Source organism: Pseudomonas sp. TH04 (assembly GCF_016651355.1).
GTDB lineage: Bacteria > Pseudomonadota > Gammaproteobacteria > Pseudomonadales > Pseudomonadaceae > Aquipseudomonas > Aquipseudomonas fluorescens.
In genome coordinates, this window is the sequence record NZ_JAEKEA010000001.1 from 3,741,974 (window position 1) to 3,762,942 (window position 20,969).

Annotated in this window: 20 protein-coding genes; 13 read left to right on the plus strand and 7 right to left on the minus strand. The window is 60.3% G+C overall.

The genetic code is table 11. The features are described 5' to 3' along the window. The first annotated feature begins 265 nt into the window (after positions 1–265). Together rpmB and rpmG are read left to right on the plus strand one after the other, a co-directional pair. Entirely contained in the window at positions 266–499 is a 234-nt protein-coding gene (gene rpmB / locus JFT85_RS16665; protein ID WP_003176907.1) for a 50S ribosomal protein L28, read from the plus strand. A gap of 11 nt (positions 500–510) precedes the next feature. Further along, positions 511–666, plus strand: coding sequence for a 50S ribosomal protein L33 (gene rpmG, locus JFT85_RS16670; protein ID WP_003176906.1), 156 nt, complete (start codon positions 511–513; stop codon positions 664–666). A 71-nt stretch (positions 667–737) separates the two neighbouring features. On the opposite strand, the gene JFT85_RS16675 is transcribed toward rpmG, so the two are convergent. Continuing rightward, positions 738–1,100 carry a cupin domain-containing protein gene (locus JFT85_RS16675; protein ID WP_053258657.1) on the minus strand — a complete coding sequence of 121 codons (363 nt, stop codon included), beginning with the start codon at positions 1,098–1,100 and terminating at the stop codon, positions 738–740. A gap of 230 nt (positions 1,101–1,330) precedes the next feature. Here JFT85_RS16675 and JFT85_RS16680 point away from each other — a divergent pair, with 230 nt between their 5' ends. Next, entirely contained in the window at positions 1,331–2,824 is a 1,494-nt protein-coding gene (locus JFT85_RS16680; protein ID WP_053258656.1) for an aldehyde dehydrogenase, read from the plus strand. A 181-nt stretch (positions 2,825–3,005) separates the two neighbouring features. Continuing rightward, positions 3,006–4,148, plus strand: a complete 1,143-nt coding sequence (locus JFT85_RS16685) for an MFS transporter (RefSeq protein ID WP_187601190.1) — start codon at positions 3,006–3,008, stop codon at positions 4,146–4,148. Between the two features lie 59 nt (positions 4,149–4,207). On the opposite strand, the gene JFT85_RS16690 is transcribed toward JFT85_RS16685, so the two are convergent. Together JFT85_RS16690 and JFT85_RS16695 are read right to left on the minus strand one after the other, a co-directional pair. Further along, positions 4,208–5,776, minus strand: a complete 1,569-nt coding sequence (locus tag JFT85_RS16690) for a phospholipase D family protein (protein ID WP_187601191.1) — start codon at positions 5,774–5,776, stop codon at positions 4,208–4,210. A gap of 62 nt (positions 5,777–5,838) precedes the next feature. Continuing rightward, a complete protein-coding gene (locus tag JFT85_RS16695) occupies positions 5,839–7,263 on the minus strand; it encodes an aminotransferase-like domain-containing protein (RefSeq protein WP_053258654.1) in 1,425 nt (474 codons plus the stop codon). 166 nt (positions 7,264–7,429) lie between these two features. Between JFT85_RS16695 and JFT85_RS16700 the strand changes: the two genes are divergently transcribed. Further along, entirely contained in the window at positions 7,430–7,654 is a 225-nt protein-coding gene (locus JFT85_RS16700) for a DUF1127 domain-containing protein (protein WP_187601263.1), read from the plus strand. Here JFT85_RS16700 and JFT85_RS16705 read toward each other — a convergent pair whose 3' ends face one another. Continuing rightward, complete coding sequence (locus tag JFT85_RS16705) at positions 7,655–8,947, minus strand: NAD(P)/FAD-dependent oxidoreductase (RefSeq protein WP_053258652.1); 1,293 nt, start codon at positions 8,945–8,947, stop codon at positions 7,655–7,657. It abuts the gene before it with no gap. 115 nt (positions 8,948–9,062) lie between these two features. On the opposite strand from JFT85_RS16705, the gene JFT85_RS16710 reads away from it, so the two are divergent. Further along, positions 9,063–9,416, plus strand: a complete 354-nt coding sequence (locus JFT85_RS16710; protein ID WP_053258651.1) for a YkgJ family cysteine cluster protein — start codon at positions 9,063–9,065, stop codon at positions 9,414–9,416. Between the two features lie 36 nt (positions 9,417–9,452). Here the strand turns inward: JFT85_RS16710 and JFT85_RS16715 are convergent, their stop codons facing one another. Continuing rightward, positions 9,453–9,941 carry an Lrp/AsnC ligand binding domain-containing protein gene (locus JFT85_RS16715; RefSeq protein ID WP_003176896.1) on the minus strand — a complete coding sequence of 163 codons (489 nt, stop codon included), beginning with the start codon at positions 9,939–9,941 and terminating at the stop codon, positions 9,453–9,455. Between the two features lie 156 nt (positions 9,942–10,097). Between JFT85_RS16715 and dadA the strand changes: the two genes are divergently transcribed. The 6 genes from dadA (at position 10,098) to JFT85_RS16745 (ending at position 16,235) form a co-directional block, all read left to right on the plus strand. After that, positions 10,098–11,399 (plus strand): D-amino acid dehydrogenase, encoded by a 1,302-nt coding sequence (gene dadA / locus JFT85_RS16720; protein ID WP_053258650.1) that lies wholly within the window; start codon positions 10,098–10,100, stop codon positions 11,397–11,399. After that, positions 11,371–11,724, plus strand: a complete 354-nt coding sequence (locus JFT85_RS16725) for a RidA family protein (protein ID WP_073636683.1) — start codon at positions 11,371–11,373, stop codon at positions 11,722–11,724. The genes dadA and JFT85_RS16725 overlap by 29 nt, the downstream gene beginning before the upstream one ends. A 78-nt stretch (positions 11,725–11,802) precedes the next feature. Beyond that, positions 11,803–12,876 (plus strand): alanine racemase, encoded by a 1,074-nt coding sequence (gene alr, locus JFT85_RS16730; protein ID WP_201230155.1) that lies wholly within the window; start codon positions 11,803–11,805, stop codon positions 12,874–12,876. 116 nt (positions 12,877–12,992) lie between these two features. Beyond that, entirely contained in the window at positions 12,993–13,541 is a 549-nt protein-coding gene (locus JFT85_RS16735; protein WP_003176893.1) for a cupin domain-containing protein, read from the plus strand. Between the two features lie 182 nt (positions 13,542–13,723). Next, complete coding sequence (locus JFT85_RS16740; RefSeq protein ID WP_201230907.1) at positions 13,724–14,176, plus strand: c-type cytochrome; 453 nt, start codon at positions 13,724–13,726, stop codon at positions 14,174–14,176. 136 nt (positions 14,177–14,312) lie between these two features. Beyond that, a complete protein-coding gene (locus JFT85_RS16745) occupies positions 14,313–16,235 on the plus strand; it encodes an acetyl-CoA hydrolase/transferase C-terminal domain-containing protein (RefSeq protein ID WP_053258646.1) in 1,923 nt (640 codons plus the stop codon). A 134-nt stretch (positions 16,236–16,369) separates the two neighbouring features. Here JFT85_RS16745 and JFT85_RS16750 read toward each other — a convergent pair whose 3' ends face one another. After that, on the minus strand, positions 16,370–16,942 hold the full coding sequence (locus tag JFT85_RS16750; RefSeq protein WP_053258645.1) for a xanthine phosphoribosyltransferase: 573 nt from the start codon (positions 16,940–16,942) through the stop codon (positions 16,370–16,372). A 58-nt stretch (positions 16,943–17,000) separates the two neighbouring features. Next, positions 17,001–19,010, minus strand: coding sequence for a DNA helicase Rep (rep, locus tag JFT85_RS16755; RefSeq protein ID WP_053258644.1), 2,010 nt, complete (start codon positions 19,008–19,010; stop codon positions 17,001–17,003). A 267-nt stretch (positions 19,011–19,277) separates the two neighbouring features. Between rep and JFT85_RS16760 the strand changes: the two genes are divergently transcribed. Next, positions 19,278–20,942, plus strand: a complete 1,665-nt coding sequence (locus JFT85_RS16760; protein WP_053258643.1) for a putative bifunctional diguanylate cyclase/phosphodiesterase — start codon at positions 19,278–19,280, stop codon at positions 20,940–20,942. The last annotated feature ends 27 nt before the right edge of the window (positions 20,943–20,969 follow it).

Genomic DNA, 20,969 nt, shown 5'->3' on the forward strand with positions numbered 1-20,969 from the left:
ACGAGCGGTCGGCTGTTACAGCGGCCCCTCCTGGCAACGGTTCAGGCGTCTGTCGCCAACATTTATGCCGGTAAAAACACACGGGCTGTTGTTGCACTTGGGTCTTTCTGGTATAAAGCAGCGCTCTTTTCTAGGGGCCCGGTTCCTTCACTGTAGGTGTAGCCGGTAAGACCCTTAAAGAAACGCGGCGCCTGGCGCCAAATGACTGAGAGATTAAGCGGCCAACCCATGCCGGGTTGGGCATGTGGTTTTAGAGGGCTGAGGCATGTCGAGAGTCTGTCAAGTTACCGGTAAGGGTCCGGTGACTGGGAATAACATTTCCCACGCAAATAACAAAACCCGTCGTCGTTTCCTGCCGAACCTGCAGCATCACCGCTTCTGGGTTGAAGAAGAGAAACGTTTTGTTCGCCTGCGTGTATCTGCCAAAGGCATGCGTATCATCGACAAGCGTGGCATCACTGTCGTGCTGGCCGAAATCCGCGCCGCTGGCAAGATCTAAGGAGCTTTATCATGCGTGAATTGATTCGAATGATCTCTAGCGCCGGTACTGGTCACTTCTACACTACCGACAAGAACAAGCGTACTACCCCGGACAAGCTCGAAAAGAAAATGTTCGACCCGCGCGTTCGCAAGCACGTGATCTACAAAGAAGGCAAAATCAAGTAATTGATTTTCTTCCTTGTGAAAAAAAGCCCGTATCTCACGATCCGGGCTTTTTTTTGCCTGTGATTTGTTGATCAGGCTTTCTGTTCGAACACCACGTAGATCTTGCGGCACGGCTCCAGCACTTCCCAAGTGCCGCTGAACCCGGCGGGGATCACGAAGCGGTCGCCGGCGCGCAAGGTCTTGGCGTTGCCGTCGGCATCGCGCAACACGGAAACACCCTGCACAATCTCGCAGTACTCATGCTCCGTGTAATTGACCTTCCAATGCCCGACTTCACCTTCCCACACGCCGGCGCTCATCTGGCCGCACGGACTGTTGTAGTGGTTGTAGATCGTTTGTTCGGGGTCACCCTTGAGGATTTTCTCGGCGGCCGGACGGTAGCGGTCTGGGGCGGTGTTGGCTTGGCTGAAGTCGACGATGTCCTGGATGCTCATGTGCGTGTCCCGTCTGGCCTGCGGTTGGTGAGCCCAAAGTCTATGTTTATTAAAATGAACATCGCAAGGGCGTTTACCGCCGTTATGTCAAATATATTGAAACATCCCCAGCCGCTGGTTTAGGGTGGCAGCTGCCTTGAGCCGAACAGCAGGCTGGCCGGGCAAGAATTCTTTGAGGCTGCCGGGGGACATCACCTGGCCCTTGTATTCAATAAGAGGAGGACACTCGCATGACCACCCTGACCCGTGCCGACTGGGAACAACGCGCCAAGGACCTGAAGATCGAAGGCCGCGCGTATATCAATGGCGAATACACCGCCGCTGTTTCCGGTGACACCTTCGAATGCATCAGCCCGGTCGATGGCCGCCTGCTGGCCACCGTTGCCAGCTGTGACGTCGCCGACGCCCAGCGCGCTGTCGAAAATGCCCGCGCCACGTTCAACTCCGGTGTCTGGTCGCGCCTGGCGCCGGCCAAGCGCAAATCCACCATGATCCGTTTCGCCGCATTGCTCAAGGCCAATGCCGAAGAGCTCGCGCTGCTTGAAACCCTGGACATGGGCAAGCCGATCACCGACTCCCTGGAAATTGACGTGCCTGGCGCAGCGAATGCGCTGAGCTGGAGCGGCGAGGCTATCGACAAGATCTACGACGAAGTTGCCGCCACCCCGCATGATCAGCTGGGTCTGGTGACCCGCGAGCCGGTCGGTGTTGTCGGCGCGATCGTGCCGTGGAACTTCCCGTTGATGATGGCCTGCTGGAAACTCGGCCCGGCGCTGTCCACCGGTAACTCGGTGATCCTCAAGCCGTCTGAAAAATCCCCGCTGACCGCCATCCGAATCGCGGCTTTGGCCGTTGAGGCCGGTATTCCAAAAGGCGTGCTCAACGTACTGCCGGGTTATGGCCATACCGTGGGCAACGCGTTGGCGCTGCACATGGACGTCGACACCCTGGTGTTCACCGGTTCTACCAAGATTGCCAAGCAACTGTTGATTCGCTCCGGCGAGTCGAACATGAAGCGCGTGTGGCTGGAAGCCGGCGGCAAGAGCCCGAACATCGTGTTTGCCGATGCGCCGGATTTGCAAGCCGCTGCCGAATCCGCTGCTGGCGCCATCGCCTTCAACCAGGGCGAAGTGTGCACCGCCGGTTCGCGCCTGCTCGTGGAGCGTTCGATCAAGGACACCTTCCTGCCGCTGGTGATCGAGGCCCTCAAGGGCTGGAAGCCGGGCAACCCGCTGGACCCGGCGACCAACGTCGGCGCTCTGGTGGACACCCAGCAGATGAACAACGTGCTTTCGTACATCGAGGCCGGCCACGCCGACGGCGCCAAGCTGGTCGCGGGCGGCAAACGCACGCTGGAAGAAACCGGCGGTACCTACGTGGAACCGACGATTTTTGACGGCGTAACCAACGCCATGAAGATCGCCCAGGAAGAGATTTTTGGCCCCGTCCTGTCGGTTATCACCTTCGACAGCGCCGAAGAAGCCATCGCCATTGCCAACGACACCCAATACGGCCTGGCCGCGGCGGTGTGGACGGCGGATATCTCCAAGGCGCACCTGACCGCCAAGGCCTTGCGCGCCGGTAGCGTGTGGGTCAACCAATACGATGGCGGTGACATGACCGCGCCGTTTGGTGGCTTCAAGCAGTCGGGTAATGGCCGCGACAAGTCGCTGCACGCGTTCGACAAGTACACCGAGCTGAAGTCGACCTGGATCAAGCTGTAAGCCATACCGCTGATCCCCTGTAGGAGCCAGCTTGTGAGGGCGTCGGGTCTGCCGGCGATAGCAGCGCCAAGGTGTGACTGACACACCGAGGCGTCTGCAATCGCCGGTAAGCCCGGCTCCCGCATAAGCTCGTTCCTACAGTTCGTTTGCAACCTCGGACATTTTCCACAGGAGCGTGGGCATGCGTTGGGCGACATATTTCGCCGTGCTGGCTTCGGTACTCAGCGTCGGCCTGGCCCTGGGCGTCAGCATGCCGCTGGTGTCCCTGCGTCTCGAAGGCTGGGGTTACGGCAGTTTCGCCATTGGTGTGATGGCCGCCATGCCGGCCTTCGGCGTGCTGCTGGGAGCGAAGGTCTCCAGTCGGTTGGCCGCATGGCTCGGCACTGCGAACCTGATGCGTTTGTGCCTATGGGCCGGTGCAGTGTCTATTGGCCTGCTGGCAATCTTACCCAGCTACCCGGTCTGGCTGGTGCTGCGGTTGATGATCGGGGTGATCCTGACCATCGTGTTTATCCTCGGCGAAAGCTGGATCAACCAGTTGGTGGTGGAGCAGTGGCGTGGCCGACTCGTTGCGCTGTATGGCTGCAGTTACGCCTTGAGCCAACTGTCTGGCCCGTTGCTTTTGGGCGTGCTGGGTACCGACCATGATTATGGTTTCTGGGTGGGCGTGGGCTTGTTGATGGTCGCGCCACTGCTGTTGCTGGGGCGCTCCGGTGCGCCAACGGCCGATTCTTTCAGCGTCACCTTCGGCGACCTATGGCGTTTCTGCCTGAATCTGCCTGCGATTGGCTGGGCGGTGGCGTTGTTCGCCGCGTTCGAAGCGATGATTCTGACGCTGCTGCCGGTGTATTGCCTGCAGCAGGGGTTCACGGCCGAGATCGCCCTGGCCATGGTCAGCACGGTGGTGGTTGGCGATGCGCTGCTGCAATTGCCCATCGGCGCATTGGCTGACTACCTGCCGCGACGCACGCTGTTCTTGAGTTGTGCGGTGCTGTTGCTGGTCTCGAGCCTGGCGATTCCGCTGCTGCTGCACACGCCGCTGATCTGGCCGGTGTGGGTGGTCTTCGGCGCCAGCGCCGGCGGGTTGTTCACGTTGTCGCTGATCCTGATCGGCGAGCGCTATCGGGACGACGCTCTGGTGCGCGCCAACGCTCACGTGGCGCAGCTGTGGGGCATCGGTTGCCTGATCGGGCCGCTGGTGGCCGGTGCGGGCAGCCAATGGATCAGTGGGCATGCATTGCCGTGGTTGATGGCTGCCGGCGCGTTGGGGCTGGTGGTGCTGTTGCTGCGCCAGGGCGCATTTGGCGTTGCACAGCCCGCCTGATTTGAAATGCGATCAACTGTGCGAGCGGGCAAGCCCGGCCCCACATTGGATCTTTGTTCCTACAGCATGCGTTCCAATCCGACTGAGGTGGCGAACCAGGCATTAAACCGACGCCACCAGCTGCCGGGTTCACGGCTCAGCGTGTGCAATTGGCCATTGTCTTCGGTCACCCATACCACCTGGCCGTCCTGCAATTTCGCCTGGTAGCTCAAGGCTGGTGACATGCCTTGCAGCGCGAGGTTGCGTACGTGCTCGGCCAGCTCGGGGCTGTCCACCAGCACGCCGACTTCGGTGTTCCACAGCACCGAGCGCGGGTCGAAGTTGAACGAGCCGATAAACGACTTCTGCCGATCAAAGATCATCGCCTTGCTGTGCAGGCTGGAGTCCGAGCCGTGGAAGGCGCCCCGGCGAAACAAGTGCGGACCGCTGCCACCGCTGGGGTCGCCGGGCTGGCGGCGCAGCTCGTAGAGTTTCACGCCGTGCTCCAGCAACGCCTTGCGATAAGGCGCGTAACCACCGTGCACGGCCGGTACGTCCGTGGCCTCCAGGGAGTTGGTCAGCAGGCTGACCGACACGCCTGCATCGGCGCGGCCGGTGAGGTACACCAACCCGGGCTGCCCAGGTACGAAATACGCCGAGATCATTATCAGCTCATGGTTCACGCCTTCCAGCTCCGGCGCCAGTTGGGTGGTGAGCAGCAAGCGTGGGTCTGGGTCGGCTTTGGCCAGCACCTTGCTCGGCGCATCCCACAATGCCTGGTTCCACGCCCAGATCAGCTCGCGGCGCCAGATGTTCATGCGCGGTTGGGTCTGGTAGGTGCGCAAGCGGTTATACAGCGCGTGATTCTGCTGGCGAGATTCGGCCAGCGAATTTTGCAGGCGCACGCGTGCGGCGGCCAAGTCACCTTTGGACGGGCTGCTTGAGACGAAATCATCAATCGGTTTGCTCAGCGCGCTGTTCCAATACTGATCAAAGCTGTGCCCGAGCTGCTCGGCCACCGGGCCGACGCTGAGCATGTCGATATCGGTGAAGTTCAGGTTCGGCTCGGCGTCGAAATACTCGTCACCCAGGTTGCGCCCGCCAACAATTGCCACGCTGTTGTCCGCCAGCCACAGCTTGTTGTGCATGCGCCGGTGTTGGAGCGACAGGTTGAACAACCGCCCCATGGCTCGCGTCACGCCGGTGCTGCGGCCCAGGTGCAGGGGGTTGAACAGGCGAACCTGGATCTGTGGGTGGGCGGCGAGGGTGGCGATGGCTTGGTCGAGGCCGTCGCTGGTGGTGTCGTCCAGCAGGATGCGGATGCGCACGCCACGGTCAGCCGCTTTGAGCAGTTCATCCACCAACATGCGGGTGCTGATGCCGTCGTGCACGATGTAGTACTGCAGGTCGAGGCTGCTTTGGGCATTACGGATCAGTTCGGCGCGGGCCATGAAGGCTTCGCTGCTATTGGGCAGCAGGCGAAAGCCTGAGCGGCCCTGATACGGCGCGGCCTGGGCCTGGATCGAGCGGCCGAATGACGATTGCGCAGCGGGCAGCGCATCGCTGGGAATGCGCGGTGCATTGACTGTCGCGCAACCGCTCAGGGCCACGGCACCCAACAGGAAAAACGGTAAAAGCCGTCGAATCATCAAGGGCGCTGTTTCCACATCAGGGCAATTGTCGGCATATGACGGCTAATTCCTGTGAAAGGTCAGTCTGCAGTCTCGGCGAGCATTTTTATCGCTGCGGCGCCGACCTTGCGCACCGCTTCTTCGATCTGCGGGGTTGGCTTGGCCGCGTAGTTCATTCGCAGGCAGTTCCGGTACTTGCCGGAAGCCGAGAAGATACTGCCCACGGCCACCTGCACGCCCTGTTCGGCCAGCATGCGATTGAGCTTGAGGGTGTCGAAACCTTCGGGCAGCTCGACCCACAGCATGAAACTGCCCTGAGGCCGGCTCGCCCGTGTACCCGCTGGGAAATAGCGGCTGACCCAATCGAGCATTAAGTCGCGATTGCGTTGATATTGTGCACGCATCCGCCGCAAATGCGGTTCGAAGTGGCCATTTTTGAGGAATTCGGCAATGGCGATCTGCGGCTGTGTCGCCGTGGAGCCGGTGCTGATGTATTTCATGTGCAGCACCCGCTCCAGGTAGCGGCCCGGCGCAACCCAGCCAATGCGCAAGCCAGGCGCCAGGGTTTTCGAGAACGAACTGCAAAGGAGTACGCGGCCATCTTCGTCAAAGGACTTGATCGTGCGTGGGCGCGGGTAGCTGTAGGCCAGTTCGCCATACACGTCGTCTTCGATGATCGCCACATCGAAGCGTTGGGCCAGGGTCAGCAGTGCGCGTTTGCGGGCTTCCGGCATGATGTAGCCCAAGGGGTTGTTGCAGTTCGGCGTCAGTTGGATGACCTTGATCGGCCACTGTTCCAGGGCCAATTCCAGTGCTTCGAGGCTGATACCGGTGAGCGGGTCTGTGGGGATTTCCAGGGCCTTCATGCCGAGGCCCTTAAGGGTTTGCATGGCACCGTGGAAGCTTGGCGAGTCGACTGCGACGATATCCCCAGGTTCACAAATAGCATGAATACTGGCGGACAGTGCCTCATGGCAACCGGTAGTGATGACGATATCTTCGGCGTTGAGTTGGCAGCCGGAATCAAGAGACAGACGCGCGATCTGCTCGCGTAATTCCATACAGCCAAGGATGTTGTCGTAATACAGTCCGGGCATATCCTGGCGACGACTGATCCTTGCGAGGCTGCGCAGCAGGGGTTTGAGGGTCGGCGACAATACATCCGGCATGCCCCTGCCCATCTGTATGACATCTTTGCGGGGGACTGCGCGAATCAGTTCCAGCACCTGGTCCCACTGCGAGATTTCTACCGGCCGCTGGGCCGGGCGGCCGATTTCGGGCAGGGCCGGCAGCTCACGCCCGACGGGCACAAAGTAGCCGGATTTGGGCTTGGGCATCGCCAGGCCGTTGTCTTCCAGCAAGCGATAGGCCTGTTGAACGGTGCTCAGGCTGACCCCGTGTTCCACACTCAAAGCCCGTACCGAGGGCAAGCGATCGCCGGGGCGGTAGAAGCCCTGCTCTATGCGAGTGCCCAGCACTTCGGCGAGATTGACGTAGAGGGTCATGGCGGTCGCTCCCGGTGGACCATTACAGATACACAGAAAATACAGGATTCAGCCCCCTGAAGGCAGCATCTGTATTGATTTAATAAGAGTTGGTTGAATCTGTAATGGTTTTGCTCGCGCGCTCAAGCTAGTCACTCATGGCAACAGGCAAATGAGGGGCAGCAAAATGACCGGCATGAGCGATGTGCGGTTGGCATTACACAGTCAGGAGTTGGAAGCGGGGCAGGAGCCGGCGATGTCGACGCCCGCCTGCGGCCGCTGGAGTCTTTTCTGGCACCGTCGCCACACGCGCAAGGCCTTGCTGAGCCTGACTCACGAGCAACTGCGTGACATCGGACTCAGCGCCGAGCAGGCGCGCCATGAAGGTTTGAAACCGTTCTGGCGTGACTGATTACACCCATTCTTTGAATCGGTGCCACAGCATCCCCAGCGCCAGCAGCGGCGAGCGCAGATGCTTGCCGCCGGGGAAGGTGATGTGCGGCACCTGGGCGAACAAATCGAAACGGCCCTGCTGCTGGCCACTGATCGCTTCGGCCAGCAGCTTGCCGGCCAGGTGCGTGGCGTTGAGGCCATGCCCTGCGTAGGCCTGGGCGTAATACACGTTGGGTTGATCGGCCAGTCGGCCGATCTGCGGCAGACGGTTGGCGCCGATGCCGATCATGCCGCCCCACTGGTAGTCGATCTTTACGTGCGCCAGTTGCGGGAACACCTTAAGCATTTTTGGCCGCATATAGGCGCCGATATCCTGAGGATCGCGTCCGGAATAGTGGCAGGCACCGCCGAACAACAGGCGGTTGTCAGCGCTGAGCCGGAAGTAATCCACCGTCACCCGTTGATCACATACCGCCATGTTCTGCGGCAGCAGGCTGGCGGCCTGCGCTGCGCTCAACGGTTCGGTGGCAATGATGTAGCTGCCCGCGGGCAGCACTTTGCCGCTTAACTGCGGATTCAAGCCATTGAGGTAGGCATTACACGCCAGCACCAGGGTCTTGGCGCGTACGTTACCAAGGGCTGTGTGCACGTTAACCTGGGGGCCGTAGTCGATGCGCGTCACTTCGGACTGCTCAAACAGCTTCACGCCCAACTGCTGCGCGGCGGCCGCTTCGCCGAGGGCCAGGTTCAGCGGGTGCAAATGGCCGGAGCCCATGTCGATCATCCCGCCCGCATAGCGGTCGGAGCCGATCACGCTGCTCATTTCGCTGGCTTGCAGCAAGCGCACCTCATGGCGATAGCCCAGGCTGCGCAGTTCTTCGGCGTCTTCGGCGAAGCCTTGCAAGTGCTGAGGTTGGTTGGCCAGGTCACAGTAGCCCCAGGTCAGGTCGCAGGGGATTTGATAGCGCTCGACGCGCTCGCGCACAATCTCGACGGCTTCCAGGCCCATCAGCTTCATCTGGCGCACGCCGTCGGTGCCGATCACGTTGGCGAACTGCTCCAGGCCATGGCCGACGCCGCGAATCAACTGGCCGCCATTGCGGCCGCTGGCGCCCCAGCCGATCTTGCGCGCCTCCAGCAACACCACGCTATAACCCCGTTCGGCCAACTCCAGCGCCGTGTTAAGCCCTGAATAACCGCCGCCAATCACGCAGATGTCGGCGCTCACTTCGCCCGCCAGCGCCGGGTAATCGGGTTGCGGCACGCTGCTGGCGGCGTAGTAGGAAGTGGTGTGCCGGGCGCGGGCAGTCATCGGGAGCATCCCTGTTTGGAAAATTTGACGCAGGATACAGCGGTCGGACGAAGCTGTCTCATCAGGGCTTTTTGCGGCAGAATCCATGCCTATTCGCCGTTCGGTACGTGTTTCGATGAGTTGCAACAGTCAGAAAATCAGCGCGCTGCGCCGACAGATTCCTTCGTTCGAGTGCGTCCCCGGTTGCCACGACTGCTGTGGGCCAGTGACAACCTCGCCCGAGGAGATGTCGCGCCTGCCACGTAAGACTGCTGCCGAGCAGGACGCGGCCATGGACGAGCTGAACTGTGTGCACCTCGGGCCGAATGGCTGCACGGTGTATGACGAGCGTCCGCTGATCTGCCGCTTGTTCGGGACCACAAAGACCTTACCGTGCCCCAACGGCCGCGGGCCGGTGGAACTGATTCATCCACGGGTCGAAAAGCAGATCCACGACTACATGGCCAGCACTCGGCAGGTGCTGGTATAGCGGGTGCACGCGGTCAAACTGACGCAGTCGGGTCAGTTAATCGGGGATGGGCAGGTTAAGGCTCTCTTTCACTTCTTCCATCACGATATAGCTCTTGGATTCGCGCACGTGGGGCAGTTTGAGCAGGATATCGCCAAGCAATTTACGGTACGACGCCATCTCGGAAATCCGCGCCTTCACCAGGTAGTCAAAGTCGCCTGAGACCAGGTGGCACTCCAGCACATGGGGCAGTTTCAGCACGGCGCGGCGGAACTCTTCAAAGGTGTCGCCGGACTTGTAATCGAGGCTGATCTCGACAAATACCAGCAAACTTCCCTTCAAATGCTGCGGGTTGAGCCGCGCGTTGTACCCCATGATGATTCCTTCACGCTCCAGGCGGCGAACCCGCTCAGTGCACGGCGTGGTCGACAGCCCGACCTTTTCCCCCAGCTCGGTGAACGAAATACGCCCGTCGGTTTGCAGGATGCGCAGGATATTGCGGTCGATCTTGTCCAGCTCCCGCTTGGTCTGGGTGTTGGTACGCATAGGGGATACGCCTCTGTGAAAAGGGTTTTTGCCGAGAATTGTCGCCAAATATAGGCATTTATATAGTGAAATGCACTGGTGATTGCTTTTTATACTGCGCCCATCATTGCTCGAATAACACACGTCAGCGGCTAAGCCCGTGATGAGGATATAAAAATGCGCGTTCTGGTCTTGGGTAGCGGCGTCATTGGTGTGACCAGTGCCTACTATTTGGCGCGGGCCGGCTTTGAAGTGGTCGTGGTCGACCGTCAGCCCGCCGCTGCCATGGAAACCAGTTTCGCCAACGCCGGCCAGGTATCCCCTGGTTATGCCTCGCCATGGGCCGCCCCGGGCGTACCGCTCAAAGCGATCAAATGGCTGCTGCAACGCCACGCACCGCTGGCGATCAAGGCCACTGCCGATATCGATCAATACCTGTGGATGGCGCAGATGCTGCGCAACTGCACCACCAGCCGCTATGCCGTGAACAAGGAGCGCATGGTTCGCCTGTCCGAGTACAGCCGCGACTGCCTCGACGAGCTGCGCGCCGAAACCGGTATCGCCTACGAAGGCCGCAGCCTCGGTACGACCCAGCTGTTCCGCACCCAGGCCCAACTCGATGGTGCGGCCAAGGACATCGCCGTACTGAAAGAGTCCGGTGTGCCGTTCGAACTGCTCGACCGCGCCGGTATCGCCCGCGTTGAACCGGCCCTGGCCAGCGTCACCGACATCCTCGCCGGTGCCCTGCGCCTGCCTAACGACCAGACTGGCGACTGCCAGATGTTCACCACGCGCCTGGTGGAGATGTGCAAACAGCTGGGCGTGGAGTTCCGCTTTGAACAAGACATTCAGCGCCTCGACTACGCGGGTGACCGCGTCAACGGCGTGTGGATCGACGGCAAGCTTGAAACCGCCGACCGCTATGTACTGGCCCTTGGCAGTTATTCGCCGAAATTACTCAAGCCGCTGGGAATCAAGGCGCCGGTGTACCCGCTCAAGGGTTACTCGCTGACCGTGCCGATCACCAACCCGGCAATGGCGCCAACGTCGACCATTCTCGACGAAACCTACAAGGTCGCGATCACCCGTTTCGACAACCGCATCCGCGTCGGCGGCATGGCTGAGATAGCCGGTTTTGACCTGTCGCTGAACCCACGTCGACGCGAAACCCTGGAGATGATCGTCAACGACCTTTATCCTCAGGGCGGTGATTTGACCGAAGCCACTTTCTGGACCGGCCTGCGCCCGACCACGCCCGACGGCACGCCGATTGTCGGTGCCACCCCGTTCAAGAACCTGTTCCTGAATACCGGCCACGGCACTCTCGGCTGGACCATGGCCTGTGGCTCTGGTCGTTTGCTGGCCGACCTGATGGCGAAGAAAACGCCGCAGATCAGCGCCGAAGGCCTCGATATTTCCCGTTACGGCAACCCTCAGGAGTCCGCAAAACATGTCCATCCAGCGCCAGCTCACCAATGAGCGCATGAGCCAGATCGTTGTTCACAGCGGTACCGTGTATCTGGCAGGGCAAGTCGGCGACGACATGAGTGCCGGGATTGAACAGCAGACCCGTGAAACCCTGGCCAATATCGAGCGGTTGCTGGATTTGGCCGGCACTGACAAAACCAAGCTGTTGTCGGTGACGATTTACCTGAAAGACATCAATGCCGACTTCGCCGGCATGAACGCGGTGTGGGACACATGGCTGCCCAAAGGCGTCGCTCCGGCCCGCGCCACGGTTGAAGCCAAGCTGTGTGAACCGGAAATTCTGGTGGAGCTGTCCGTCGTGGCCGCGCTGCCTTAACCAAGATCCCTCTCCCGGTGCCGACGCTGTTGGTCGGTGCCGGTTTTTTCTTCACTCGCCGCCTAGAAGCCTGCCGCCATGCGTCCTGCCCGTGCCCTGATTGACCTCCAAGCCCTGCGCCATAACTATCAACTGGCCCGTGAAGTCACGGGGGCCAAAGCCCTCGCCGTGGTCAAGGCCGATGCCTATGGCCACGGTGCCGTGCGCGTCGCCCAGGCGCTGGAAGCCGAGGCCGACGGTTTTGCCGTGGCGTGTATCGAGGAAGCGCTGGAGCTGCGTGCTGCCGGTATTCGTGCGCCGGTATTGCTGCTCGAAGGTTTTTTCGAAGCCGACGAGCTGCCGCTGATCATCGAGCACGATTTTTGGTGCGTGGTGCATTCGCTGTGGCAGTTGGAAGCGATCGAACAAGCACGGTTGAGCACGCCGCTGACTATCTGGCTCAAGCTGGATTCGGGCATGCACCGTGTTGGGTTGCATCCTAAGGATTATCACGAGGCGTACCAGCGCCTGCTGGCCAGCGGCAAAGTGGCGAAAATTGTACTGATGAGCCATTTCGCGCGTGCCGATGAACTCGATTGTGTGCGCAGCAATGAACAGGTGGAGGTGTTTGAAGCGGCGCGCCAAGGCCTGTCGGCCGAAGTCAGCCTGCGCAATTCGCCGTCGGTGATGGGGTGGGCGAACGTGGCCAGCGACTGGGTGCGCCCGGGCATTATGCTCTACGGCGCCACACCGTTTGGTGAGGAGCAGGCCATCGCCGCGCGTTTGCAGCCGGTGATGACCCTGGAATCGAAAGTCATCTGCGTGCGCGAACTGCCGGCCGGTGAACCGGTGGGCTACGGCGCCAAGTTCATCACGCCGAAACCCATGCGCATTGGCGTGGTTGCCATGGGTTATGCCGACGGCTACCCGCGCCACGCGCCGACCGGCACGCCGGTGCTGGTGGCGGGGCAGCGCAGCCAATTGCTGGGCCGCGTGTCCATGGACATGTTGTGTGTCGACCTCACCGACGTGCCTGAGGCCGGCCTCGGCTCCCCCGTTGAGCTGTGGGGCAAGAACATCCTCGCCAGCGAAGTTGCGGCCGCCGCCGAGACCATCCCCTACCAGATCTTCTGCAACCTGCGCCGGGTGCCAAGGCTCTATTCCGAGGCTTGAACGCCACCTACGAGCAGAGCTGGCCGGGATTTAGGCCCAAGTGTTGTAAATACTGAACGCTGTCGCCATGATAACGCTCAATTACAACAAAGCCTGAATCCTAGGAGGCTCCTGCATTGGACGTCGGCGAACGACTGCAATCCATCCGTAAACTGAAGGGTCTTTCCCAGCGCGAGCTCGCCAAGCGTGCGGGTGTCACCAACAGCACCATTTCGATGATCGAAAAAAACAGTGTCAGCCCCTCGATCAGCTCCTTGCGCAAGGTGCTGGGCGGCATCCCCATGTCCATGGTCGAATTCTTTTCCGAGGAGATCCTCCAGGAAATACCGACCCAGATCGTCTATAAAGCCAATGAGCTGATCGACATCTCTGACGGCGCCGTCACCATGAAACTTGTGGGCCGCGCGCACCCGAGCCGGGCGATTGCGTTTCTCAACGAAATTTACCCGCCGGGCGCCGACACCGGCGAAGAAATGCTCACCCACGAAGGTGAGGAAACCGGGATCCTGGTGGAAGGCCGCCTGGAGTTGGTGGTCGGTCTTGAAACTTTTGTGCTCGAAGCTGGCGATAGCTACTACTTTGAAAGCACCAAGCCTCATCGTTTTCGTAATCCGTTCGACGTGCCGGCGCGACTAATCAGCGCAGCCACACCCGCGAACTTCTGACAGAAGAGGCGTCCTGCCAGTGGTGCAGAGACACCCGTAGCTGCATTCCGCGAAGCTGAATCTCCCTTTATTTAATAGGGTTGTTTCAGCCGGGCGGGCTAACCGTTATACTTTCGCCGCCTGCGAAACCGTGGCCGCAGGCGTGAATAGCCACCATTGAGGGTGAACGCGTGAACCTAATTATGAAAATGCTGGCTGCACCAGCAACCGTACTGGCCCTATGGGCTGTCAGCGCTCAAGCTGCGACCAATGATGAAATTGCCAAGCGCCTGGAGCCTGTCGGCCAAGTTTGTGTTCAGGGCCAGGAATGCAAAGGGATGGAAGTGGCCGTGGCAGTGGGCGGCGGCGGCGGTGCGAAAACGCCGGACGAGGTGATCGCCAAGCATTGCAATGCGTGCCACGGCAGCGGGCTGCTGAATGCTCCGAAAATCGGTGACACAGCTGCCTGGAAAGAGCGGCTTGGCCATGTGGATGCCGTATTGGCAGAGCTCAAGATCGAGGACCCGCAGAAAGGCACCAAGGGTTTGGCGCAGGTCGCCAAACACGGTTTGAACGCTATGCCGCCGATGGGCACCTGTGCTGATTGCAGCCTTGACGACCTTGAAGGTGCAATCAAGAAGATGTCTGGCCTGTAACCCGCCGATCTTCGCCAAAAACGCCGCTTACGAGCGGCTTTTTTGTGCCTGGAATTTGTATTTCGAGGCTGTTCATTGCAGCAAAGACCCGGCAAGCTCGGTCCAACCCCTAATCATGGAATGTCAGGAGGGTCGGATGGTGCAGTTGTGTTCAATCGAGCAAGCAGTTGACGACGTACTGGCGCGTTTGCCGGCGCATATCCATATGGGCATGCCCTTGGGCCTGGGCAAGCCGAATCTGTTCGTCAATGCGCTGTATCGGCGTATCGCCAAGTTGCCGGAGCGGGCGCTGACCCTCTACACCGCGCTGGCCCTGGGCCGACCAACGATGGGCGATGGCTTGCAAAAACGCTTTCTCGAACCTTTTATCGAGCGGGTGTTCGGCGATTACCCCGAGCTGGATTTTCTCGCCGACCTGCACAAGGACAGCCTGCCGGCGAATATCCGCGTGCAGCAGTTCTTCATGCAGCCCGGCAGCCTGCTTCACAGTGCATCGGCGCAGCAGGATTACGTCAGCAGCAATTACAGCCACGCGGCACGCGACATCAACGCAGCCGGCCTGAATCTGGTGGCGCAGCTGGTGGCCAGCAGCCCTGAGCACCCGGATCGCCTGAGCCTGAGCTGCAACCCCGATATCACGCTGGACCTGCTGCCCATGATCGAGAAGCGCCGTGAGGCCGGTGAAACCATTCTGATCGTTGGCCAAGTGCACAGCGACTTACCCTACATGCCCGGCGACGCCGAGTGGGGCATGGGCGAATTCGACTACCTGATCGACGAAAAGGACAGCACCACGCTGTTCTCCACACCGAATATGCCTGTGGGCCTCCAGGACCATTTTATCGGCCTGCACGCCAGCACTCTGGTGCGCGATGGTGGCACCTTGCAGATCGGTATCGGCTCCATGGGGGATGCGCTGACCGCCGCCTTGTTGGCGCGCCAGGCCGATAACGAAGCCTATCGGCTGCTGCTGACCGACCTCGATGTGTATCAGTGGGCGCCCTTGATCAGCCACGAAGGCGGCGTCGCGCCCTTTGCCCGTGGCCTTTATGGCTGCAGCGAAATGTTCGTCAACGGCCTGCTGGTGCTGGCCGATGCCGGCATTATCCGGCGCAAGGTCTACCCGGATGTGGCGACACAGCAGCAAGCCAACGCCGGAACGCTGGATGACGCGGCCCAACCTGACGGCATTTCGATCCACGGCGGCTTCTTCCTCGGGCCGCGCAGTTTTTACCAGCGCTTGCAGGAAATGACTCACGCCAAGCGCCTCGAATTCAACATGACCCGCATCAGTTACATCAACGAGCTCTACGGTCAGGAAGAACTCAAGCGCCTGCAGCGCCTGGATGCGCGGTTTATCAACAGTGCAATCATGGTGACGTTGCTTGGGGCTGGCGTAGCGGACCAGTTGGAGGACGGCCATGTACTGAGCGGCGTCGGCGGGCAGTACAACTTCGTTGCCCAGGGCCATGCGCTGGAAGGTGCCCGTTCGATATTGATCCTGCGCAGCTGGCGCGAGTCGGCGGGGCAGGTCAGTTCCAATATCGTTTGGGAGTACGGCCACTGCACCATTCCTCGACACCTGCGCGATATCGTCATCACGGAGTACGGGATTGCCGATTTGCGTGGGCAGACGGATGCCCAAGTGATCGAGGCGCTGCTGAATATTACCGACTCGCGCTTTCAGGGGGACTTGATCGAACAAGCGCAGAAGGCCGGCAAGTTACCCAATGACTTCCAGCTGGCCCCGCGCTTTGCCGACAACACACCGGAGCGGCTCAAGGGCATTCAGGCCCGCCATCGCCGGCTGTTTCCGGAGTACCCGCTGGGCACTGACTTCACGGATGAGGAAAAGGATCTGTTGCGAGCGTTGAACTGGCTCAAGAGCAAATTCAAGCTGACAGAGATTCTGGAGTTGGGCAAAGCGGCGCTGGATGCACCGGAGCCGGAGGCGTTTCCCGAGCATTTGAAGCGGATGCGGCTGGATCAGCCGGAGGGGTTGAAAGAGGATTTATACCAACGCTTGCTGCTCGCCGGCCTGCAGGCCACCGCGCACTGACAGCCCAACGCAAAACCAAATGTGGGAGCGGGCTTGCTCGCGAAAGTGGTGTATCAGTCGACTTATTCATTGACTGACACAGCGCATTCGCGAGCAAGCCCGCTCCCACAGGGTTAACTGCATTCAGGCAGCGATTACTCGATGAAAGTGACCACGCCACCCGCCAGCGACTTCACCCGCGCCAGCGACTCAACCCGATAACCCTGCGCATCCAGCTCCGCACGGCCACCCTGGAAGGATTTCTCGATCACAATCCCCAGGCCGGCAACGGTTGCGCCCGCTTGCTTGATGATCGAAATCAGCGCCTGGGATGCCTTGCCGTTGGCCAGGAAGTCATCGATGACCAGCACGCGGTCGCTGCTGGTCAGGTGGCGCGGGGAGATCGCCACCGTGCTTTCCACCTTCTTGGTGAAGGAATACACGGTCGCCGACAGCAGGTTTTCTGTCAGGGTCAGGGATTGCTGCTTGCGGGCGAAAATCACCGGCACACCGAGGTTCAGGCCGGTCATGATCGCCGGTGCGATGCCCGAGGCTTCGATGGTGACAATCTTGGTGATGCCCGAGTCCTTGAACCGCGCGGCGAATTCGTCGCCGATGAGCTTCATCAGCGCCGGGTCGATCTGGTGGTTCAGAAAGGCGTCGACCTTGAGTACCTGGTCGGAAAGCACGATGCCTTCTTCGCGAATTTTCTTGTGCAGTGCTTCCACGGAAAGCTTCCTCTAATGGCGCGGTGTGCGCCGAAAGTAGATTAAAAAGTAGTCGATTTTAGCGCTTTAACATCGCGCGTATATCCGCCAGAGCGGTGTTGCCGCGAACGGCCTTCACCTCGGTCGGGGTGTCGTCATTGCCTTCCCAGGCCAGGTCATCCGGCGGTAGCTCGTCGAGGAACCGGCTGGGGGCACAGTCAATGATTTCGCCGTACTGCTTGCGCTTGGCGGCAAAGGTAAAGGCCAGGGTCTGACGCGCGCGGGTAATGCCCACGTAGGCCAGGCGCCGTTCTTCTTCGATAGTGTCGGCTTCGATGCTGGAGCGGTGTGGGAGAATTTCCTCTTCCATGCCCATGATGAACACGTAGGGGAATTCCAGGCCCTTGGACGCATGCAAGGTCATCATCTGCACGCCTTCGGCACCGTCTTCCTCTTCTTGCTGGCGTTCGAGCATGTCGCGCAACACCAGTTTGCCGATGGCGTCTTCGACGGTCATCTCGCCGTCTTCGTCTTTTTCCAGGGTGTTCTTCAGCGCCTCGATCAGGAACCAGACGTTGCCCATGCGGTAATCCGCGGCCTTGTCGCTGGAGCTGTTGGTGCGCAGCCAATTTTCATAGTCGATGTCCATGACCATGCTGCGCAGGGCACTGATCGGGTCTTCGCCGGCGCACTGTTCGCGGACCTTGTCCATGAAGCGCTTGAAGCGTGACAGGCGATCGGTGAAGCGCGTGTCCAGGTGTTCGCCCAGGCCGATTTCGTCGGTGGCGGCGTACATCGAGATCTTGCGTTCGGTGGCGTAGTTGCCGAGCTTTTCCAGGGTGGTGGAGCCGATTTCCCGGCGCGGCACGTTGATCACGCGCAGGAAGGCGTTGTCGTCATCCGGGTTTACGATCAAGCGGAAGTAGGCCATCAGGTCTTTTACTTCCTGACGTCCGAAAAAGCTGTTGCCGCCCGACAGGCGATACGGCACCTGGTGGTGCTGCAATTTCAGCTCGATCAGCTTGGCCTGGTAGTTACCGCGATAAAGGATCGCAAAATCGCTGTAGGGCCGGTCGGTGCGCAAGTGCAGGCTGAGGATTTCCACCGCGACGCGCTCGGCTTCGGCGTCTTCGTTGCGGCAACGGATCACGCGAATTTCGTCGCCATGGCCCATCTCGCTCCACAGCTGTTTTTCAAACTCGTGGGGGTTGTTGGAGATGAGTACGTTGGCGCAACGCAGAATACGGCTGGTAGAGCGATAGTTCTGCTCCAGCATCACCACTTTCAGGGACGGGTAGTCGTCCTTGAGCAACATCAGGTTTTCTGGCCGCGCGCCGCGCCAGGCATAGATCGACTGGTCATCGTCGCCGACCACGGTGAATTGGTTGCGCGTGCCGATCAGCATTTTCACCAGCAGGTACTGGCTGGCGTTGGTGTCCTGGTATTCGTCCACCAGCAGGTAGCGGACTTTGTTCTGCCACTTTTCGAGGATGTCGGCGTGTTCCTCGAACAGCTTCACCGGCAGCAGGATCAGGTCGTCGAAGTCCACCGCGTTGAACGCCTTGAGCGTGCGCTGGTAGTGGGTGTAGACGATGGCAGCGGTCTGTTCCTTGGGGTTGCGCGCGTTTTCCAGGGCCTGGGGCGGCAGGATCAGGTCGTTTTTCCAGGCGCCGATCATGTTCTTGATCTCATCCACGCCGTCGTCGCCTGCGTATTCCTTTTGCATGATGTCGGTCATCAGCGACTTCACATCGGTTTCGTCGAAGATCGAGAAACCTGGCTTGTAGCCCAGCCGCGCATGCTCCTTGCGGATGATGTTCAAACCCAGGTTGTGGAAGGTGCACACCGTGAGGCCGCGGCCTTCGCCGCCCTTGAGCAGCGTGCCGACACGTTCTTTCATTTCGCGCGCGGCCTTGTTGGTAAAGGTCATGGCGACGATGTACTGGGCACGGATGCCGCAGTTCTGGATCAGGTGCGCGATCTTGCGGGTGATCACGCTGGTCTTGCCGGAGCCAGCACCGGCGAGCACCAATAGAGGGCCGCCGACGTAGTTCACGGCTTCTTGCTGCCGGGGGTTGAGTCGGGACATACAGAATTCAGGGAGTCGTTGTTCAAAAGGGCGGGCATTTTAACAGGCTCGCAGGATTCTGCTCTGACAGAACGACAGTGTGACGTACCACTCGATCTAAATTTGCCGGTTTTGATACTTTGCCGCAGGATGTGGAGGCTTTTACGGCTAAGGTTACGACTTAACCTTACAGTCGGCGCATTTGATAACCCTTATCATTGGTGATTATCAGGCAGCGCGTCATAATGCCCGCCGCCAACACACTTTTGCAGAGTCTAGGGAGCTAGCTTGTCTACGCCTGTCGAACCCTTGCGTTTGCTGCTACTGGCCGATGAGCCAGCGTGGGCAGCGTTGTTGCGCGAGTGCCTGGCGCCGATGGGCGAAGGGGCTGTGCTGATCAGTGCGCCCAACTGGGACTCGGTGAGCCGTCTATTCGATGACGACCACACCGCCGTGCTGTTGACCACGCCACATTTGCAACCCGGTCCTGGCCGCTGCAACTTGCCGTGCGTGTTGCTGCTGGAGCAGGAGCCACTGGTTGCGCCGCTGGGTGTCAGCGATTGGCTGATCCGGAGTGTTCTGGATGCCGATACATTGCGCCGCTGCTTGCGCCACGTGCGTGAGCGGGGCGCGCTGGAAAACACCTTGCAACGCCTGGCCGAGCAGGATCCGCTCACCGGCATCGCCAATCGGCAGGGTTTCCAGACCTTGCTGGCGGCGCGATTGGTTGAGAACGAAGGCCGCGGTTTGGCCCTTGGCCACCTGGACCTCGACAACTTCCGTCACGCCAACGACGCGTTGGGCCACCAGGCGGGCGACCGGTTGATCCTGCAGGTGGTTTCGCGGCTCAAGAGCCAACTCGAAGCCGGTGACCAACTGGCGCGCCTGGGCAGTGACGAATTCGCCTTGCTGATTGATACCCGCCGCGCGCCTCAGCGCGCCGAATGGATGGCTGAACGCATTATCGAAGCGATGGCCGAACCCTACTGGGTAGACGGCGAAAGCCTCTTGATCGGTTGCAGCCTGGGCGTGGCACATGCGCGCGCGCGCGCCGGTGCCGACCCGTTGATGTGGCACGCGCACATCGCCATGCAGCAAGCCAAAAGCACACAAGGCTGCACCTTTCACATCTTCAACGAACGCATCAACCGCAACGCACGCAGCCTGGCCGACCTGGAAAGTGAACTGCGCCGCGCATTGCGCCGTGACGAACTGGAACTGCACTACCAGCCGCGCCTGGATCTGGACGACGGGCACATCGTCGGCCTTGAAGCGCTGGTGCGCTGGCGCCACGGCGAACGAGGCCTGTTGCCGCCCAGTGAGTTTGTGCCCTTGGCTGAACAGAGCGGTCTGATCGTACCGCTGGGTTACTGGGTCATCTCCCGGGCCCTACGCGACATGCAAGACCTGCGCGAGCGCGGCCTGCCGCCGCTGCACATGGCGGTCAACCTGTCATTTCGCCAATTCCAGGACAGCCAATTGCTCTCGACCCTCAGCCGGTTGATTGCCGAGCGGGGTGTGGAAGCGCAGTGGCTGGAGTTTGAACTCACCGAAACCGCCGTGATGCGCCGCAGTGATCTGGTCAAGCAGACCATGGATGCCCTCGGCCGCCTTGGCGTGAGGTTTTCCCTGGATGACTTCGGCACCGGCTTTTCGTCGTTCGTGCACCTCAACAGCCTGCCGATTGCCTTGTTGAAGATCGATAAGAGTTTTGTCGGCGGCATGGAAGAGCGTGAAGAAAATCGCAAGCTGGTGCACGCCATGATCAACCTGGCCCACAACCTCAACCTGGAAGTGGTGGCCGAAGGTGTGGAAACACCCGAGCAACTTGCGCTGTTGAGGTTGTTTGGTTGCGACCAGGCCCAGGGTTATTTGATCAGCAAGCCGTTACCGTTGCCGGAGTTGGTCGAATACCTGACGCTTGGCAAAGACCAGCAGGCGCTGTTGGGCTGAGTTGCGACCCCCCTCAAAAATGTGCGA

Coding starts and splice junctions, on each gene's coding strand:
- JFT85_RS16745 (WP_053258646.1), top strand. CDS start 14,313: ATGGTGCAGTTGTGTTCAATCGAGCAAGCAGTTGACGACGTACTGGCG.
- JFT85_RS16675 (WP_053258657.1), bottom strand. CDS start 1,100: ATGAGCATCCAGGACATCGTCGACTTCAGCCAAGCCAACACCGCCCCA.
- JFT85_RS16695 (WP_053258654.1), bottom strand. CDS start 7,263: ATGACCCTCTACGTCAATCTCGCCGAAGTGCTGGGCACTCGCATAGAG.
- JFT85_RS16715 (WP_003176896.1), bottom strand. CDS start 9,941: ATGCGTACCAACACCCAGACCAAGCGGGAGCTGGACAAGATCGACCGC.
- JFT85_RS16700 (WP_187601263.1), top strand. CDS start 7,430: ATGACCGGCATGAGCGATGTGCGGTTGGCATTACACAGTCAGGAGTTG.
- JFT85_RS16740 (WP_201230907.1), top strand. CDS start 13,724: ATGAAAATGCTGGCTGCACCAGCAACCGTACTGGCCCTATGGGCTGTC.
- JFT85_RS16680 (WP_053258656.1), top strand. CDS start 1,331: ATGACCACCCTGACCCGTGCCGACTGGGAACAACGCGCCAAGGACCTG.
- rep (WP_053258644.1), bottom strand. CDS start 19,010: ATGTCCCGACTCAACCCCCGGCAGCAAGAAGCCGTGAACTACGTCGGC.
- JFT85_RS16705 (WP_053258652.1), bottom strand. CDS start 8,947: ATGACTGCCCGCGCCCGGCACACCACTTCCTACTACGCCGCCAGCAGC.
- dadA (WP_053258650.1), top strand. CDS start 10,098: ATGCGCGTTCTGGTCTTGGGTAGCGGCGTCATTGGTGTGACCAGTGCC.
- rpmG (WP_003176906.1), top strand. CDS start 511: ATGCGTGAATTGATTCGAATGATCTCTAGCGCCGGTACTGGTCACTTC.
- JFT85_RS16685 (WP_187601190.1), top strand. CDS start 3,006: ATGCGTTGGGCGACATATTTCGCCGTGCTGGCTTCGGTACTCAGCGTC.
- JFT85_RS16725 (WP_073636683.1), top strand. CDS start 11,371: ATGTCCATCCAGCGCCAGCTCACCAATGAGCGCATGAGCCAGATCGTT.
- JFT85_RS16710 (WP_053258651.1), top strand. CDS start 9,063: ATGAGTTGCAACAGTCAGAAAATCAGCGCGCTGCGCCGACAGATTCCT.
- alr (WP_201230155.1), top strand. CDS start 11,803: ATGCGTCCTGCCCGTGCCCTGATTGACCTCCAAGCCCTGCGCCATAAC.
- rpmB (WP_003176907.1), top strand. CDS start 266: ATGTCGAGAGTCTGTCAAGTTACCGGTAAGGGTCCGGTGACTGGGAAT.
- JFT85_RS16690 (WP_187601191.1), bottom strand. CDS start 5,776: ATGATTCGACGGCTTTTACCGTTTTTCCTGTTGGGTGCCGTGGCCCTG.